This is a genomic window from Streptomyces sp. NBC_00647 (assembly GCF_045207245.1).
GTDB lineage: Bacteria > Actinomycetota > Actinomycetes > Streptomycetales > Streptomycetaceae > Streptomyces.
Window position 1 is genome coordinate 8,077,231 of sequence record NZ_CP109040.1, and the last position, 18,013, is coordinate 8,095,243.

The window sequence follows — 18,013 nt, forward strand, 5'->3', positions numbered from 1 at the left end:
CGGGAAGGGTCCACCGCCATGCCAGAACCCATGAGCCTGACCAGTCGCAGAGGACTGCTCTTCGGGACCGCCGCCGTCTCGGCCGGCGCCCTCCTCGTCGGCTGTACCAGCAACGACACCAAGGACGACAAGCCGGCCGCGAACGACCAGCCGGCCGCCGACGACAAGCCCGGCAAGCACGTCACCATCGGCTTCGCCGGACCGCAGGCCGACCACGGCTGGCTCAACGCCATCAACGACAACGCCAGGAGCCGGGCCAAGAAGTACTCGGACGTGTCCCTGGAGATCACCGAAGGCTCGAACGACACGGCCGCCCAGATCGGCCAGATCGAGACACTGATCAACAAGAAGGTCGACGTCCTGGTCGTGCTGCCGGCCGACGGCAAGGCCCTCACCCAGGTCGGCCTCAAGGCCATGCGCGCGGGCATCCCCGTCATCAACCTCGACCGGATCTTCAACTCGCCCCAGGCGTACCGCTGCTGGATCGGCGGCGACAACTACGGCATGGGCCTCAGCGCGGGTCACTACATCGGAGAGAAGCTCAAGGGCAAGGCGGGCGCCCGGGTCATCGAACTCGCCGGGCTCGACAACCTGGAACTCACCAAGCAGCGCACCGAGGGCTTCGACGCGGCTCTCAAGAACTACCCGAACATCAAGAAGGTCGCCCGCCAGGCGGCCGAGTTCACCGTCGAGTCCGGCCAGGCGAAGATGTCCCAGCTCCTTCAGGCACAGCCGAAGTTCGACGCCCTGTGGAATCACGACGACGACCAGGGCGTGGGGGCGCTGCGGGCCATCGAGCAGGCCGGCCGTGACGACTTCCTGATGGTGGGCGGGGCCGGGGCGCTCTCCGCGTTCCAGGCCATCGACGCCGACGACAGCGTCCTGAAGGCCACCGTCCTGTACCCGCCGACCATGGCCGCGTCCGCCATCGACCTCGCCCGCACCCTCGGGCAGGGCAAGGGCATCGGAGGGCTCGCCGAGTTCGAGATCCCCGCCTCGCTCACGCTCTTCTCGGCCGTCGTCGACAAGGACAACGTCAAGCAGTACATGGCCACCGGCTTCAAGTGATGCGCCCTGCCGCCACGGGGGCCCTGTCCGAGAGACAGGGCCCCACCCCCACCGCGCCACGACGACGAGGAGGACACCCGCATGGGACAGCCGCACCAGGGCGACGAGGCCGCCAAGCCGCCATTGGGCGTGGGCATGGTCGGCTACGCGTTCATGGGCGCCGCCCACTCACAGGGCTGGCGCACCGTGGGCCGCGTCTTCGACCTGCCGCGCCGCCCGGTCCTCGCCGCCGTCTGCGGCCGGGACGGACAGGCGGTGCGGGCGATGGCGGACCGGCACGGCTGGGGGGCTGCCGAGACCGACTGGCGTGCGCTGATCGCCCGGGACGACGTCGACCTCGTCGACATCTGCACACCCGGTGACAGCCACGCCGAGATCGCCGTCGCCGCGCTGGCCGCAGGCAAGCACGTGCTGTGCGAGAAGCCCCTGGCGAACACGGTCGACGAGGCGGAGGCCATGGCGGCGGCGGCCGCCTCGGCCCTCGGGCGTGGCCAGATGTCCATGGTGGGCTTCAACTACCGCCGGCTCCCCGCCACGGCGCTCGCCCGCACCATGGTCGCCGAGGGCCGCCTCGGAGCCCTGCGGCACGTCCGGGTGACGTACCTCCAGGACTGGCTGGTGGACCCGGAGTTCCCGCTCACCTGGAGACTCCGCAGGGAGACGGCCGGTTCCGGCGCCCTCGGCGACCTCGGGGCCCACATCGTCGACCTCGCGCAGTATCTGGCGGGGGAACCGCTCGGCGGGGTCTCCGCCCTCACCGAGACCTTCGTACGCCGACGGCCCCTGCCCATGAGGGCGTCCAGCGGGTTGTCGGCCGTGCCGCAGACGGGCGCGTCGGCGGCCGGCACGGGTCCCGTTCCGCCTTCCGGCTCCGGCGAGGATTCCGGCCCGGGGTCCGGCTCCGGATCGGGGTCCGATGCCGTTCCCGGCTCCCGTTCGGGCGCCGTCACCGTCGACGACGCCGCCCTCTTCACCGCCCGGTTCGCCTCCGGAGCGCTCGCCTCCTTCGAGGCCTCCCGCTTCGCCACCGGACGCAAGAACTCCCTGCGCATCGAACTCAACGGCGAACGCGGCTCGTTGGCCTTCGACCTGGAGCGACTCAACGAACTCGCCTACCACGACCACACCGAACCCGCGAGCCACGCGGGCTTCCGCCGCATCCTCGTCACCGAACCCGACCACCCCTACCTCGACGCCTGGTGGCCGCCGGGGCACGGCCTCGGCTACGAGCACACCTTCGTGCACCAGGCCCGCGACCTCGTCCAGGCCATCGCGGCCGGGCGCCCGCCCACGCCGTCCTTCGCCGACGGCCTGCAGGTGCAGCGCGTCCTCGCGGCGGTCGAGGAGAGCGCCGAGAAGAACTCCCTGTACACACCCGTAGCGGTCTGAGGAGGCCTGAAATGCCGCGCAACTTCACTCTCTTCACCGGCCAGTGGGCCGATCTGCCCCTCGAAGAAGTCTGCCGCCTGGCCCGTGACTTCGGCTATGACGGACTCGAACTCGCCTGCTGGGGCGATCACTTCGAGGTCGACAAGGCGCTCGACGATCCGTCGTACGTCGACTCCCGGCGCGCGCTGCTCGACAAGTACGGCCTCAAGTGCTGGGCCATCTCCAACCATCTGGTCGGCCAGGCCGTCTGCGACGCCATCATCGACGAACGCCACCGGGCCATCCTGCCCGCCCGTATCTGGGGTCACGGCGAGGCCGAGGGCGTGCGCAAGCGGGCCGCCGACGAGATCGCCGACACCGCGCGCGCGGCGGCGGCCTTCGGCGTCGACACCGTCATCGGGTTCACCGGCTCGTCGATCTGGCACCTCGTCGCGATGTTCCCGCCCGCCCCCGAATCCATGATCGAGCGCGGCTACGAGGACTTCGCCGCCCGCTGGAACCCGATCCTGGACGTCTTCGACGCCGAGGGCGTCCGGTTCGCGCACGAGGTCCACCCGAGCGAGATCGCCTACGACTACTGGACGACACACCAGGCCCTGGAGGCGGTCGGCCACCGCCCGGCCTTCGGCCTCAACTTCGACCCGTCGCACTTCGTCTGGCAGGACCTCGACCCGGTCGGTTTCCTCTACGACTTCCGCGACCGGATCTACCACGTCGACTGCAAGGAGGCGCGCAAGCGCCTCGACGGCCGCAACGGCCGGCTCGGCTCCCACCTGCCCTGGGGCGACCCCCGCCGCGGCTGGGACTTCGTCTCCGCGGGCCACGGCGACGTCCCCTGGGAGGACGTCTTCCGCATGCTGCGCTCCATCGGCTACGCGGGGCCCGTCTCGGTCGAGTGGGAGGACGCGGGCATGGACCGGCTCCAGGGAGCGCCCGAGGCCCTGACCCGCCTCAAGGCGTACGACTTCGAGCCGGCGTCGGCATCGTTCGACGCGGCCTTCGGCGGCAACGACGGCCCGTAGCCGCCGCACGGCACGTACGAGGGTGGCCCTCCCCGCACACTCGCGGTGAGGGCCACCCTCGTACGCGTTCCAGGAGAAGCCCCCTGCGGGCCGTGCACGGGCCACCCTCGTGCGGGGTGGCCCGTGGGCGCTCAGCCGACCGGTTGCGGCTGCGGTGTCGAGGTCCGGTCCGTGGTGCGCCCCGGCTGCCGCAGCAGCAGGGCGATCACGGCCGCCACCATGGAGACGCCGCCGGCCAGCGCGTAGGCGCCGTCGTAGCCCCAGGCGGCGACCACCATCGAGCCGAGCCCGCCGCCGAACAGACCGCTGATCAGCTTTCCGCTGTACACCAGCCCGTAGTTGGTGGCGTTGTAGTTCTCGCCGAAGTAGTCCGGAGTCAGGGCCGCGAACATCGGGTAGAAGGCCCCGCCGCCGAACCCGGAGAGGAAGGCGAAGAACAGGAAGAGCGCCTCGCTGTGGACGTCACCGGCCCAGATGACACCGAACTGCGCGAGGCCGAGGACCACGATGACGAACACCAGCGTCTGTTTGCGGCCGTAGGTGTCGGACAACCAGCCCACCACGCCCCGGCCGACCCCGTTGATGACCGCCATCACGCCCATCGACGACGCCGCCACCAGCGGGCCGAAGCCCACTTCCTTGGCGAAGTCGACCTGGAACGAGATCCCGAAGATCGACACACCCGCGGTCATCACGAGCGCGATCCACATCAGGGGGAGCATGCCGGTCCTGATGGCCTCCTTGGGCGTGTACTGCTTCACCGCGGGAGGGTTCTTCGAGAGACTCGCGGCCCCCTTCCCGGAACCGCCGTGGGTCAGCGGGTCGATGTCCGCCGGCCACCAGTTCTTCGGCGGATCCTTGAAGAAGAACGCCGAGGACAGCACGACGATCATCACGTAGCAGCCGATGAGGTCCAGCACACGGTGGTAGTTGGCCGTGTCGAAGCCGTAGTTGAAGATGAAGATGAACGGCAGGGAGCCGTACGCGAACCCGCCGTTGACGAATCCCGTCTTCGCGCCACGACGCTCGGGGAACCACTTCCCGACCATGTTGATGCACGTCGCGTACACCAGGCCGGACCCGAGGCCGCCGATGACACCGAAGCCGAGGATCGCCAGCAGGACGTTGCTCAGGTGCGAGAGGGCGAGGAAGCCGGCCGCGCACATGACCGAGCCCAGATACATGGCCCTGCGGGCCGTCAGGATGCCCTTCTCCCGCAGCCAGCCGGCGGGGAAGGCGATGCCGGCCTGGAAGAAGACCCAGACGCTCAGGATCCAGAAGGTGTTGCTCTGCGTCCAGCCGTGAGCGTGGGACAGGGTGTCCTCGGCCGAGCCGTACGCGTACTCGAAGACACTGATGGCCATCATGGCGACCCAGGGCAGGTACACCATGAACTTCCTCGAGTGGCCCAGGATGTCCCGGTCGGTCTCGCCGATCCGGTAGACACGGCCCCGGGCGTCCGTGACCTCCCGGTAAGCGCGCCCCGAGGCGTCGGGGTCGTCCGGCGCGCCCTTCGACGCCATGGGTTCCGCCGTCATCAAGCCATCTCCTCGCCGAGCGGGTGCGGATTGGGAACGATGGTCCGGGCCTGCGGCCGGCCCGGTGCCTTGAGGAACAGGGCCAGCACGGCGGACGCCAGACCGATGGACCCGGCGAGCACGAACGCGCCCTGGTAGTCCCACGCGCCGACGACGACCGCGCCCATGCCGGAGCCCACGAGGCCCGAGATCAGCTTCGAGCTGTAGACCATCCCGTAGTTGGAGGCGTTGTTGTTCTCACCGAAGTAGTCGGCCGTCATCGCCGCGAACAGCGGGAAGATCGCGCCGCCGCCGAAGCCCGAGACCATGGAGCAGAACAGGAAGAACGGCATGCTTCCCATCTGGCCGGAGACCAGGACGCCGAACTGCGCCGTGCCCAGCACCAGACACACGATGATCAGGGTGTGGCGCCGTCCGAACCGGTCGGAGATCCAGCCGATGACACCGCGCCCGGTGCCGTTGACGATGGCCTTCAGCGACATGGCCGTGGCCACGATCCCGCCCGCGAAGCCCATGTCCTTGCCGAACGGGACCTGGAAGGCGATGCCGAAGATGTTGATCCCGGCCGTGCACAGCAGACAGAACCACATCATCCAGAGAACAGGGGTACGCGAGGCCTCCTTGGGGGTGTACTGCTTCACCGCCGGCGGGTTCTTCTCCAGCGCCCGCCGGACCTTCGGGTCGTCCGACACCTTCAGCGGATCCACGTTCGCCGGCCACCAGCCCTTCGGCGGGTCCTTGAAGAACCAGCCGGACACGGCGACGACCGCACAGCAGAGCAGTCCGACACCCACCAGGACGCCCCGGTAGTTGCTCAGGTCCATGTACGAGGTGAACAGGAACACGAAGGGCACGGACCCGTAGGCGAAACCGCCGTTGACGAAGCCCGTCTTGCCGCCCTTGCGCTCCGGATACCACTTGCCGACCATGTTCACGCTGGTCGCGTAGACGAGACCGGCGCCGATGCCGCTGCACATGCCGAAGCCGAGATAGGCGACCGCCACGTTCGGCGCGAACGCCAGGGACACATAGCCGAGCAGGGTGCCCAGCGCGCCCAGCAGCATCGCCGTACGGGCCGGGAGCCTGCCGCTCTCGCGCAGTTGCCCGGCCGGGAAGGCCACGGCCGCCTGGAAGAACACCCAGACGCCCATCAGCCAGAAGATGTGTCCGCTGCTCCACAGATGAGCCTCGTGGAGCGTGTCCTCCGCCGACGTGAACGCGTACTCGGCGGAGCTGATGCCCATCATGCCCGCCCAGGGCAGGAAGACCATCCATGCGCGTTTGCGGCCCATGATGTCGACATCGGACTCGCCGATGCGGTACACGCGGCCGTTGTGGTCCGTCACCTCTTGATAGGGGACGGGAGTCGAGTAGTCGGTGGTTGTCATGTCGCTCTAGCACCCCTTGCGTCGAAAGATCTGGTCAGCGCCCCCTGCCAAATGCCTTTCGTGCGCCCGCGGGTCCCGGGGGCGGCCGACGCGCACCGTCGGCCGCCCCCGCGCACACTCATGTCATGAACGGCCCCCCAACAGTCCTGCCGCGCGCGCCCAGCGGTACTTCGCGCCGAGTACGGCCACCGGCTTCTCGGTCGTGTACGGGTAGGCCACGACCCCCCGCTCGTACAGGTACTGGCAGGCCTCCTCGACCTCGACGTCGCCCGCGAGCGACGCCACCACGGGCTTGTCGATGCCGCGTTCGCGGAACTCGGCCACCACGCGCGCGGTGAGCTCGGCGAAGACCATGGGAGGGGTCACGACGGTGTGCCAGTAGCCGAGGACGAGCGCGTGGATGCGCGGGTCATGAAGACCGAGCCGGATCGTCGCCTCGTACGTCGACGGCGGCTCGCCACCCGTGATGTCCACCGGGTTGCCCGCGGCCCCGAAGGGCGGGATGAACTTCCGGAAGGACGCGTCGAGGTCCGGCGGGATCTCCATCAGGGACAGGCCGTTGTCGGTCACCGCGTCGGACAGCAGCACGCCGCTGCCGCCCGCGCCCGTGATGATCACGACGTTGTCGCCCCGGGGGGTGGGAAGCACCGGCAGGGCGCGCGCGTACTCCAGCATGTCGTTCAGCCCGGGAGCCCTGATGACACCGGCCTGCCGCAGGATGTCGTCGTAGACGGCGTCGTCGCCCGCCAGCGCGCCGGTGTGCGAGCCCGCGGCCCGCGCGCCGGCGGCCGTTCGGCCGGCCTTCAGGACGACGACCGGCTTCCTCGGGACCGTGGCGCGGGCCGCCTCCACGAAGGCGCGGCCGTCCTTGAGGTCCTCCAGGTGCATCGCGATGCACGTCGTGTGCGGGTCCTCGCCGAACCAGGTGAGCAGGTCGTCCTCGTCCAGGTCCGCCTTGTTCCCGAGCCCGACGATCGCCGAGACACCCGTCTTCGTGGTGCGCGCGAACCCCAGGACGGCCATGCCGATGCCACCGGACTGCGAGGTGAGCGCGACACCGCCCTTCACGTCGTAGGGCGTGCAGAAGGTGGCGCACACGTCCTGCCAGGTCGAGTAGTAGCCGTAGATGTTCGGGCCCAGCAGTCGGACGCCGTACCGCTCGCCGATGGCCACGATCTCGTCCTGGAGCGCCTGTTCGCCGGTCTCCGCGAACCCGGAGGGGATCAGGACCGCGTTGGGGATGTTCTTGCGTCCCACTTCCTCCAGGACCCTGGCCACCGCGGGGGCGGGAACCGCGAAGACCGCGACGTCCACCTCTCCGGGTATGTCCGCGACACTCGCGTAGGCCTTGCGGCCCTGGATGTCGTCGGCCCGGGGGTTCACCGGATGGATCTCGCCCGCGAAGCCCCCGTCGATGAGGTTGCGCAGTACCGCGTGGCCGATCTTGCCCGGAACGTCGGAGGCGCCGATCACGGCGATGGACGAGGGCCGCATCAGCCGGTCCATGGACGTGAGGATCTCCGCCCGGGTGTACCGGCGCCGCTCGGCCGGGGCGCTCGGGCCGAGGATCACACGGATGTCGGCCGCGACCGCGCCCTCGGGGGTGGCGATCACCGGGTTGAGGTCCACCTCGGCGATCTCGGGGAAGTCCGTGACGAGTTCGGAGACCCGCCGGATCTGCTCGGCGACGGCCGGCCGGTCCACCGGCGGCGCGCCCCGCACCCCGCGCAGGATCTCCGCCGCGCGGATCGAGTCCAGCATCGACAGCGCCTCGTCGGCGTTCACCGGCGCGAGCCGGAAGGTGACGTCCTTGAGGACCTCGACGAGCACACCGCCCAGCCCGAAGGCGACCACCTTGCCGAACGTGGGGTCGGTCACCGCGCCGACGATGACCTCCTGCCCGCGGGGGAGCAGCTCCTGGATCTGCACGCCGTCGATCCGGGCGCGGACGTCGTACGCCCGCGCGTTCTCGACGATCCGGTGGAAGGCGGCCCGTACGTCCGCCGCACCCTCGACACCGACCAGCACACCGCCGGCATCGGTCTTGTGCAGGATGTCGGGGGAGACGATCTTCATCACCACCGGGCCGCCGAAGCGTTCCGCGTGGGCCGCCGCCTCGTCCTGGTCGCGGGCGATCTCCTCACCGGGCACGGCGATCCCGTAGGCGTCGGCGAGCAGCCTGCCCTCGGGCGCCGTCAGCGCGGTCCGTCCCTCTCCTCGCACGGCGTCGAGGACCGCCCGCACCCTCGCCACCCGGTCCTGGTCCGCCACCTCAGATCACCCCGCCCGACCTGAGCAGCCGCAATTCCTCGTCGCCGAGGCCGAGTTCGCCGATGTAGATCTCCTCGTTGTGCTCACCCAGCAGCGGAGAGGCGGTGATGTCGACGGGGGAGTCGGAGAGTTTGAGCGGGCTGCCGACGGTGACATAGGAGCCGCGTTCGGGGTGCTGGACCTCGACGACCATGTCGTTGGCGGCGAGCGACGCGTCCTCGATGATCTCCTTGGTGGACAGGATCGGCCCGCAGGGGATGTTCTGGGCGTTGAGTTTCTCCAGCACCTGCCATTTGGGCAAGGTGCTGGTCCATTCCTCGATGAGCTGGAACATCTTGGCGAGCTTGGGGAGCCGGGCCTGCGGCGTGGCCCACTCGGGGTCGTCGGCGAGCTCGGGGCGGCCGATCAGTCCGGTGAGCGGTTTCCAGCCGGTGGGCTGGACGATGACGTAGACGTAGTCGTTGGGGCCGCCGGGCGCGCACTTGACGGCCCAGCCGGGCTGGCCGCCGCCGGAGGCGTTGCCGGAGCGGGGCACCTCGTCGCCGAAGTCCTCGTTGGGGTACTCGGCGAGCGGCCCGTGCGCGAGGCGCTGCTGGTCGCGCAGTTTGACCCGGCAGAGGTTGAGGACGGCGTGCTGCATGGCGACGTTGACGCGCTGGCCGCGTCCGGTGCGGGTGCGCTGGAGGAGCGCGGCGAGGATGGCGGCCACGGCGTGGATGCCGGTGCCGGAGTCGCCGATCTGCGCGCCGGTGGCCATCGGCGGCCCGTCCTCGAAACCGGTGGTGGCCATCGAGCCGCCCATGGCCTGCGCGACCACCTCGTACGCCTTGAAGTTGGTGTACGGACCGTCACCGAAGCCCTTGATGGAGGCGTAGACGATCCGCGGGTTGATCTCGCGGATGCGGTCCCAGGTGAAACCCATGCGGTCGATCGCGCCGGGGCCGAAGTTCTCCACCATGACGTCCGAGCGGCGGATCAGCTCGGTCAGGAGCTGCTTGCCGCGCTCCGTCTTGGTGTTGAGGGTGATGCTGCGCTTGTTGCTGTTGAGCATGGTGAAGTAGAGGGAGTCGGCGTCCGGGATGTCCCGCAGCTGGGCGCGGGTGATGTCACCGGACGGTGCCTCGAGTTTGACCACGTCGGCGCCGAGCCATGCCATCAACTGGGTCGCCGAGGGACCGGACTGAACGTGCGTCATGTCCAGGACGCGGATGCCTTCGAGAGCCTTGGTCGTCACAGGTCACCTCACTTGTCCGTTGCCTTGAGCCGCCCCGATGCCGCCGGCGGTGGGCCAGGTTCGGCACATTGCATACAGTCGACGAATACTGTATGAAGATTGTTATCCCGCATCCGATGGGTGATGTCCAGGGGTCGTGCACCACTTTCAGGACAGGAGCCGAATCATGGACCTGTACGAGCACCAGGCGCGGCAACTCTTCGAGGAGTACGGCATCCCGGTCCCGCGCGCCGAAGTCACGGACTCGCCCCGCGAGGCACGCGGGATCGCCCGCAGGCTCGGCGGTCGCGTCGTCGTCAAGGCGCAGGTCAGGACAGGCGGACGCGGCAAGGCGGGCGGCGTCAGGCTCGCCGAGGACCCCGCCGCCGCCGAACGGACGGCACGCCAGATCCTCGGCACGGACATCAAGGGCCACCCGGTCCGTACGGTGATGCTGGCCCAACCCGTCGACATCGAGAGCGAGTTCTACGTCTCGTACGTCCTCGACCGCGCCTCCGGAGGCTTCCTCGCGATCGCCTCGGCCGAGGGCGGCACGGAGATCGAGGAAGTGGCCGCGACCAGGCCGGAGTCGGTGGCGCGCATCCCCGTGGACCCGGCCGAGGGCGTCACCTCGGCGAAGGCGAACGAGATCGTACGGGCTGCCGGGCTGCCGCCACGGGCCGCCGACATCCTGATGCGGCTCTGGCAGGTGCTCACGCGCGAGGACGCCCTCCTGGTCGAGGTGAACCCCCTCGCCCGTACCGCCCAGGGGCAACTCCTGGCCCTCGACGGCAAGGTGACGCTCGACGACAACGCCCGCTTCCGGCAGACGCGTTGGGGTGAGGAGGACGAACGGCACGACGACCCCCTGGAGGCGGCGGCCGCGGCCAAGGGCCTCAACTACGTGAAGCTGGACGGCGAGGTCGGTGTCATCGGCAACGGCGCGGGCCTCGTCATGTCGACCCTCGACGTGGTAGCCGGCTGCGGCGCCCGCCCCGCCAACTTCCTCGACATCGGCGGCGGAGCCTCCGCGCGGGTCATGTCCGACGGCCTGTCCGTCGTCCTCTCCGACCCGGACGTCAAGTCCGTCCTCGTCAATGTCTTCGGCGGCATCACCGCCTGCGACGCCGTCGCCGACGGCATCGTGCGGGCCCTGGACGCGGTACGGCCGACCAAGCCGCTGGTGGTCCGGCTCGACGGCAACAACGCCGTACGGGGCCGGGCCGTCCTCGACGACCGCGCCCACCCCCTGGTGCGGCAGGCCACCACGATGGACGCCGCCGCCCGCCTCGCCGCCCGCCTCGCCGACACCAGCTGAAGGAGCAGGACATGGCCGTCTTTCTCACCAAGGAGTCCAAGGTCCTCGTCCAGGGCATGACCGGCGCCGAGGGCATGAGGCACACCCGGCGCATGCTCACGGCCGGTACGAACGTCGTCGGCGGCGTCAACCCGCGCAAGGCCGGCCGGACCGTCGACTTCGACGTCCCCCAGAGCCCCGAGGGCCTGGGAAGCGCCCCCAGGGCCGTCCCCGTCTTCGGGTCGGTGCGCGAGGGGATCGAGGCGACGGGCGCGGACGTGAGCGTCGTCTTCGTCCCGCCCGCCTTCGCCCGGGCGGCCGTGGTGGAGGCCGCCGACGCCGGGATCGGTCTCGCCGTCGTCATCACCGAGGGCATCCCCGTCCACGACACCGTCGCCTTCCGCGCCCATGCCGCGGCCCGGGGCACCCGCGTCATCGGCCCCAACTGCCCCGGCCTCATCTCCCCCGGACAGTCCAACGCCGGCATCATCCCCGCCGACATCACCCGGCAGGGACGCATCGGCCTCGTCTCCAAGTCCGGCACCCTCACCTACCAACTGATGTACGAACTAAGGGGCATCGGCTTCTCGACCTGCGTGGGCATCGGCGGAGACCCCGTCGTCGGCACCACCCACATCGACTGCCTCGCGGCCTTCCAGGAGGACCCCGACACCGAGCTGATCGTTCTCATCGGGGAGATCGGCGGCGACGCCGAGGAGCGGGCGGCCGCATACGTCCGCGACCACATCACCAAGCCGGTCGTCGGCTACATCTCCGGATTCACCGCCCCCGAGGGCCGGACCATGGGCCACGCCGGCGCCATCGTCTCCGGCTCGTCGGGCACCGCCGAGGCCAAGAAGGCGGCCCTGGAGGCGGCCGGGGTGAGCGTGGGCGGCACCCCGGCCGAGACCGCCCGGCTGGTCCTGGCCCGGCTGGCCGAGCCGGAGACCCGGAGTGATGTCACTCATAGTTAATGTGAGGTGACTGCCGGAAAGCGTACGACCTCACTACGTTCCCCATATGTACGCGACAACTGTTCGCGCGGGCCCGTACGACCTGCCGCTCGGCAGAAGCCGGGCCCCCCGCCCCCGACTGTGCACCGAGAGCGGAGACACCCATGACCACCCTCGACGCCAACCCGCTGGACCCCACCCCTCACCACCCCGCCCCCCGCGACCCCACCCCTCTTGTCCTCAAGGCGGGTACGTCCTGGACCGACGCCTGGCGGCGGTGCCTCGCCGTCGCCCCCGAGGCGTTCCGCGACGACCGGGTCCTCAACCTCTGGAACTCCGGCTGGCAGGCGGACGGCCGGGCACTGCCCGCCACCAGCCCCGTCGACGGCAGCCCCATCGCGGGACCGCCACGGCTCGACGGCGCCACCGCCCGGCAGGCCGTCCGCGCCTCGCTGGACCAGCACCGGGCCTGGCGCCATGTGCCCCTCGGTGAACGCCGGGCCCGCGTGGCGGCGACCCTCGACGCGCTCACCGAACACCGCGAACTGCTCGCCCTCCTGCTGGTCTGGGAGATCGGCAAGCCCTGGCGGCTCGCCCAGGCCGACGTGGACCGGGCGATCGACGGCGTGCGCTGGTACGTCGACGGCATCGAGCCCATGGTGGAAGGCCGGGCCCCGCTGGACGGACCCGTCTCCAACATCGCCAGCTGGAACTACCCGATGAGCGTGCTCGTCCACGCGATGCTGGTGCAGGCACTCGCGGGCAACGCGGTCATCGCCAAGACCCCGACCGACGGCGGCGTCGCCTGCCTCACCCTGGCCTGCGCGCTCGCCGTGCGCGAGGGCATCCCCGTCACCCTGGTCAGCGGCAGCGGGGGCGAGCTGTCGGAGGCGCTCGTGCGCGCGCCCGAGATCGGCTGCGTCTCCTTCGTCGGCGGCCGGGACACGGGCGCCGCGGTGGCCACCGCCGTCGCCGACCTCGGCAAGCGGCATGTCCTCGAACAGGAGGGGCTCAACACCTGGGGCATCTGGAACCACACCGACTGGGACGCCCTGACGGCCGTCGTCCCCAAGCTCTTCGACTACGGGAAACAGCGCTGCACGGCCTACCCGCGCTTCGTCGTCCAACGCGCCCTGTTCGACGACTTCCTCGCCGCGTACCTCCCGGCCGTCCGCACCCTGCGGACCGGCCACCCGCTCGCCGTCGAGCACCCGGACGACCCGTACCCGTCCCTCGACTTCGGCCCGGTCATCAACGCGGCCAAGGCCAAGGAACTCCACGACCAGGTCGCCGAGGCCATCGACAGGGGCGCCGTCCCGCTGCACCGCGGCAAGCTCTCCGACACGCGCTTCCTGCCCGGCCAGGACACGGCGGCGTACGTCCAGCCCGTCACGCTCCTCAACCCGCCCCCGTCCTCACCGCTCCACCACGCGGAGCCCTTCGGCCCGGTCGACACCATCGTCCTGGTCGACACCGAGGCCGAGCTGCTCGCCGCGATGAACGCGTCGAACGGCGCGCTGGTCGCCACGCTGTCCACGGACGACGAGGCGACGTACAGCCGACTCGCCCCGCAGATCCGCGCGTTCAAGGTCGGCCACGGAAAGCCCCGCTCCCGGGGCGACCGCGACGAACTCTTCGGCGGCTTCGGCGCGTCGTGGCGCGGTGCGTTCGTGGGCGGGGAACTCCTGGTGCGCGCGGTGACCCAGGGGCCGGAGGGGGAGCGGCTGCCGGGGAACTTCCCGGAGTATCACTTGATGCCGTGAGCGCGTGAGTGCGTGAGTGCGTGAGCCCTTGAGCTCTTGAGTCCGTGAGTTCCGCGGGGGCCGGTTGCGAGTGCCGCCGGTGCCGCCGGTGCCGCCGGTGCCGCCGGTCCCGTGGGCTTCGTGAGGTGAGACAGGGGCGGCGTCCGTGATCGGGCGCCGCCCCTGCTCCGGCGGCCGGTGAGCCCTGGCCGGCTACCCGATGCCCTGCCGGTCCGGGCGCAGGGCGAAGGCGCGGTCCGACGCCTCGGGCACCGTGAGTTCCACGGCCTCGACGAGCAGGGCGCGGTGCCGGAGCAGCGGCTCGCGGCGGTCCGAGGGAGCGGTCAGGGCCAGGTCGTCGAGCCCGGCGATGATGCGCCGGGTGACCTGCGGACTGCCCACCGCGCACCCCCGGATCTCGGCGAACCCGAGATCGACCAGCTCGGTCCACCCGGGCACGGGCTGCACCAGCCGCACGTTCCCGCGCCGGTCGCGATAGAGCGCCGCGTCGAGGGGCCGGCCGGCGACGGCGGAGAGGAACTGCACGATGCGGTCGATCGCCTGCACGGCCGTGGTCGGGTCGTTCACGGCGGCCGACAGCGCCCGCAGCCCGATGTCGGACAGCTGGCGCAGCCCGAACGCGAAGTCCTGGTGGAAGGTGCGCTCGACACCGACGGACACGGTGTAGCTCAGGGACCGGCCCGAGGGGGCGGGACCCCCGTGCACGGCGAGCAGGGGCGTGCCCGGTACGACGAAGTCCCCGATCCGCGGGAGCAGCCGCAGGACGACACCCTGCTGCCGGGCCGCCTTCACCAGCCGGGCGATGTTCACGTCCCGCAGGACGCCGGCCCGCCCGTGATGGGCGACCCGGGCGGTCTCGGGCCCGAGCGCCTCCTCCTCGCCGGACGAACGGGCCACGGGCATCCGCGCGACGACCTTGAACGCCTCCCGGGTGATGCGGTCGATGACATGGCTGATGCGCATGAGCCGCAGGGTCTGGTTCACGTACATCACGAAGAGCAGGAGACTCAGCCCCAGCATCAGGAGCGTCAGGACCGACTGCACCAGGGGGACCGAGGTCACCAGCCGGGCCTCGGCCTGCCCCTCGTACGAGGTCAGCACGAGGAGCGACAGCAGGAACGTGGCGAGGAAGACGGCGAAGGTGGCCTTCGTGATCCGGCTGCGCACGAAGATCCGCACCACTCGCGGACTGAACTGCCCGCTCGCCATCTGTACGGCGACGAGCGAGATGCTGAAGACCACGCCGATGAAGGTCATCATGGCCGAGCTGACCACGGTCACCACGGTCTTCGCGTCGTCGGCCAGGCGCAGCAGATCATCGAGGGTGCCGTACTCGTGCGCCTTCTGCAGTGCCTCGACGATCGCGGTGTCGAGCTCGGACGCCACCGCCCACACCACGAAGACCAGCACCATGGCCGCGGTGGGCGCGAACCAGAACGTGTCCCGCAGATGCTCCCGCAACGGCGACAACGCCCTCGGCCGCCGCCCCTCCCGCAAACCCCCGGTATCCATCCAGTCACCCATGGTGAGACTCTATGTGCACCCCCACCTCGTGCCGCGGACCCGCTCCGAGGGCCCGGATATGCAGGTGAAGGGCACTCTGAAACCTTGGTATTGTTGTCCATGTCGCCGCGGGGAACACCCCCGGCCGGGCGGCAGACACCTAGTCCGGGTGGCGGAATGGCAGACGCGCTAGCTTGAGGTGCTAGTGCCCTTTAACGGGCGTGGGGGTTCAAGTCCCCCCTCGGACACCACGCACTCTTTGTGGCGATACACGAACGAGGACCTCGACCTGACGGTCGTGGTCCTTGTTGCGTTTTCCTGGCTCGAGGACTCCCCGGGGTGAGGGCCGTCCGAGCGTCCTTGGCGCCGCAGGCGGCGGCCGGTGATGTGCCGGCCGCCGCCTGACGGGAGGATTCAGGTTCGCGTGCGTGAGCGACGTGGAGTCAGTTCGATGCGCTGCCCGAGACCCATTCGCTCCACGGCATGTTCCAGTCGCCGAGGCCGTTGTCCGGGGCCACCGTGGTCTTGTCCGCGGAGTTCTTGACGATCACGACGTCACCGGTCATCGAGTTGTCGAAGAACCACGCGGCGGGCTGCTTGCCGTCGCCGGCGTTCCTGACGTCCTTCAGGCCCACGCAGCCGTGGCTGGTGTTGACCTTGCCGAAGACCGAGTCGCCGCCCCAGTAGTTGCCGTGGATGAACGTGCCCGAGGCGGTCAGGCGCATGGCGTGCGGTACGGCCTTGATGTCGTACGAGGGCTTGCCGTTCTTCTCCGTGAGGCCGACGGTCGCACCATTCATGTGGATCTGCCGGTACTTCTCGGAGATGACCATCTGGCCGTTGTATGTCGGGTGCTCGGCGCTGCCGGACGAGACAGGGATGGTCTTGATCGTCTTGCCGTCCCGTACGACGGACATCTGCTTCGTCTTGGCGTCGACGGTGCTGATCTGGCTCCGGCCGATCTTGAACGTGACCGTCTCCTGGACGCCGTCGAGGGTCATCTTGACGGTGACGGTGGAGCCGGGCTTCCAGTAGTGCTCGGGGCGGAAGTCCAGACGGCTGTTGTTGAGCCAGTGACCGACGATCTGCTCGCCGCTGCTGGAGCTGACCTGGATCTTCGACTTCACGGCGGCCTTGTCGCCGATCGCCTTGTCGAAGTTGAAGGTCACCGGCATGCCCACGCCGACGGTCGAGCCGTTCTCGGGGGAGAGGTGCCCGAGGAAGTCGTTGGCCGGGGAGACGGTGGAGATCGCGGCGTTCTCGGTGGCGGGGCGGCCCTTCGCGTCCTCGGCCTCCGCGGCGACCTGATATCGGGTGGCCTGCTTCAGTGGGCCGTTCGGCTTCCAGGACATGCCGTCAGCGGACAGGGTGCCCGGAACCTCGGTGCCGGTCGCGACGGCGGTCATGGTCACCTTGGTGAGTCTGCCGTCGCTGACGGTGACGTTCACGGGGTCGTTGATTCCGATGCCGTGGGCTTGGCCGGGCGTGATCTTTATTCGGGCGTCGGAAACGTCCTGGGTGTCCGCCTGATTCGCCTTTGCCTGCGTTTCCGGGTGAGCACCGGTGTCGTCGGTGGCGGCATAGCTGGTACCGCCCAGCGCCGTGAGTGCGAGTGCTCCGGCCGTAGCCATCAGCCCGGTGCGTCGCTTGCGTGCGGTGATCAAACGCTTCTCCCATGCCGCTGGTCGTTGAATCCCTGGGGCTGACTGCCAGGTGGGTCATCAGCACCAAAGAAGCATTTTTGCGCATTAGTCCGTTTTGGTGGGTGGATTGTGGCGGGTTTCACTCGTTACGTGCGCGTCGCTGAGACTCCGCCCGACGGCTTGATGGCGTGTGATCGATCCGCTCTCCCCGACCGGTGCAGGACGTACGGCGGCAGGGAGGCGAGAGGTCGGGCGTGACCGGCGACCGGCCCGCCACCGGGCCGCCCATCCGTGGCCTCACCCTGTCGGAGATCTGGGAGGCCATGTCGTGTCCTCCGGGCCGGGCGCTTCGAGGCCGGGTGCGGGCAGCCGGCGGACCTCGCCCGTGCGCAGGGCGATCGTGGCCCGTGGCTGCATCGGCCCGTTACCCCTGTGCGAGAGCAGGAGGAGCTCCCGGGCTGTCGCCGTCATGGCGTCGAGCCGGGTGGCGCAGTCGGCGCTGACTCGCCGCGGATCCCGGGTCCGGCCCAGGGGCAGGGGTGGAGTGAAGTTCTTGGCGGGCCCGTGGCGGAGAGGGAACCGCTGCCGCAGTACGTGGTACAGGTCCGCCCAAGGCGCCGTGGGCCGGCCATGCCGGGCTGGCCCGCATTCTGCTGGAGCGCGGCCAATGGCTCCTCGCTGCGGCGAACCGACTGGAAGACGTCGTTCGCGGCGCCGACAGGAAGCCGCCGGTGGCACGGGGACGGCATCCGCAGGGCGGTTGCCGCCCTCTCGCGTTGCCCGGCGAGGGGGCGAGTGTGCCGGGCGGCGGGCCGCGGACCTGCCACCCCTTGATTGTCCGCGCTAGCAGGAAACCCTATTCGTGCCATAAGAGCTGCCTGTCAAATACATAAGCAAATTCCGTGAATTCACGCCGTTCTCATGCGCGACTTAGGAATGGCCTGTTCATCTGGCGGTTCATTGAG

Annotated in this window: 12 protein-coding genes and 1 tRNA gene; 7 read left to right on the plus strand and 6 right to left on the minus strand. The window is 69.9% G+C overall.

Going from position 1 to position 18,013, the window contains the following annotated elements:
* The first annotated feature begins 18 nt into the window (after positions 1-18).
* From OG788_RS35475 to OG788_RS35485, 3 genes are all read left to right on the plus strand, one after another.
* A complete protein-coding gene (locus tag OG788_RS35475) occupies positions 19-1,068 on the plus strand; it encodes a substrate-binding domain-containing protein (protein ID WP_351554583.1) in 1,050 nt (349 codons plus the stop codon).
* An 81-nt stretch (positions 1,069-1,149) separates the two neighbouring features.
* Positions 1,150-2,457 carry a Gfo/Idh/MocA family protein gene (locus OG788_RS35480; protein ID WP_406375134.1) on the plus strand — a complete coding sequence of 436 codons (1,308 nt, stop codon included), beginning with the start codon at positions 1,150-1,152 and terminating at the stop codon, positions 2,455-2,457.
* An 11-nt stretch (positions 2,458-2,468) separates the two neighbouring features.
* Positions 2,469-3,479, plus strand: a complete 1,011-nt coding sequence (locus OG788_RS35485; protein ID WP_406375135.1) for a sugar phosphate isomerase/epimerase family protein — start codon at positions 2,469-2,471, stop codon at positions 3,477-3,479.
* A 131-nt stretch (positions 3,480-3,610) separates the two neighbouring features.
* On the opposite strand, the gene OG788_RS35490 is transcribed toward OG788_RS35485, so the two are convergent.
* The 4 genes from OG788_RS35490 to frc all read right to left on the minus strand — a co-directional run bounded on the left by OG788_RS35490 (position 3,611) and on the right by frc (position 9,910).
* Positions 3,611-5,017: an OFA family MFS transporter gene (locus OG788_RS35490; RefSeq protein WP_406375136.1), complete on the minus strand. Its 1,407-nt coding sequence runs from the start codon at positions 5,015-5,017 to the stop codon at positions 3,611-3,613.
* On the minus strand, positions 5,017-6,405 hold the full coding sequence (locus OG788_RS35495) for an OFA family MFS transporter (protein ID WP_351545717.1): 1,389 nt from the start codon (positions 6,403-6,405) through the stop codon (positions 5,017-5,019). The genes OG788_RS35490 and OG788_RS35495 overlap by 1 nt, the downstream gene beginning before the upstream one ends.
* Positions 6,406-6,528: 123 nt before the next feature.
* On the minus strand, positions 6,529-8,676 hold the full coding sequence (locus OG788_RS35500; RefSeq protein WP_406375137.1) for an acetate--CoA ligase family protein: 2,148 nt from the start codon (positions 8,674-8,676) through the stop codon (positions 6,529-6,531).
* 1 nt (position 8,677) lies between these two features.
* A complete protein-coding gene (gene frc, locus OG788_RS35505; protein WP_351545714.1) occupies positions 8,678-9,910 on the minus strand; it encodes a formyl-CoA transferase in 1,233 nt (410 codons plus the stop codon).
* A gap of 166 nt (positions 9,911-10,076) precedes the next feature.
* Here frc and sucC point away from each other — a divergent pair, with 166 nt between their 5' ends.
* From sucC to OG788_RS35520, 3 genes are all read left to right on the plus strand, one after another.
* Positions 10,077-11,207 carry an ADP-forming succinate--CoA ligase subunit beta gene (gene sucC, locus OG788_RS35510; protein ID WP_406375138.1) on the plus strand — a complete coding sequence of 377 codons (1,131 nt, stop codon included), beginning with the start codon at positions 10,077-10,079 and terminating at the stop codon, positions 11,205-11,207.
* A gap of 11 nt (positions 11,208-11,218) precedes the next feature.
* Complete coding sequence (gene sucD, locus OG788_RS35515; RefSeq protein WP_406375139.1) at positions 11,219-12,160, plus strand: succinate--CoA ligase subunit alpha; 942 nt, start codon at positions 11,219-11,221, stop codon at positions 12,158-12,160.
* A gap of 143 nt (positions 12,161-12,303) precedes the next feature.
* Positions 12,304-13,902: an aldehyde dehydrogenase family protein gene (locus OG788_RS35520; RefSeq protein ID WP_406375140.1), complete on the plus strand. Its 1,599-nt coding sequence runs from the start codon at positions 12,304-12,306 to the stop codon at positions 13,900-13,902.
* Between the two features lie 192 nt (positions 13,903-14,094).
* Here the strand turns inward: OG788_RS35520 and OG788_RS35525 are convergent, their stop codons facing one another.
* On the minus strand, positions 14,095-15,426 hold the full coding sequence (locus OG788_RS35525; RefSeq protein WP_406375141.1) for a DUF2254 domain-containing protein: 1,332 nt from the start codon (positions 15,424-15,426) through the stop codon (positions 14,095-14,097).
* Positions 15,427-15,568: 142 nt separating this feature from the next.
* Here OG788_RS35525 and OG788_RS35530 point away from each other — a divergent pair.
* Positions 15,569-15,656: transfer RNA gene (locus OG788_RS35530), tRNA-Leu, on the plus strand.
* 192 nt (positions 15,657-15,848) lie between these two features.
* Here OG788_RS35530 and OG788_RS35535 read toward each other — a convergent pair.
* On the minus strand, positions 15,849-17,069 hold the full coding sequence (locus OG788_RS35535) for an Ig-like domain-containing protein (protein WP_406375142.1): 1,221 nt from the start codon (positions 17,067-17,069) through the stop codon (positions 15,849-15,851).
* Positions 17,070-18,013 lie beyond the last annotated feature (944 nt).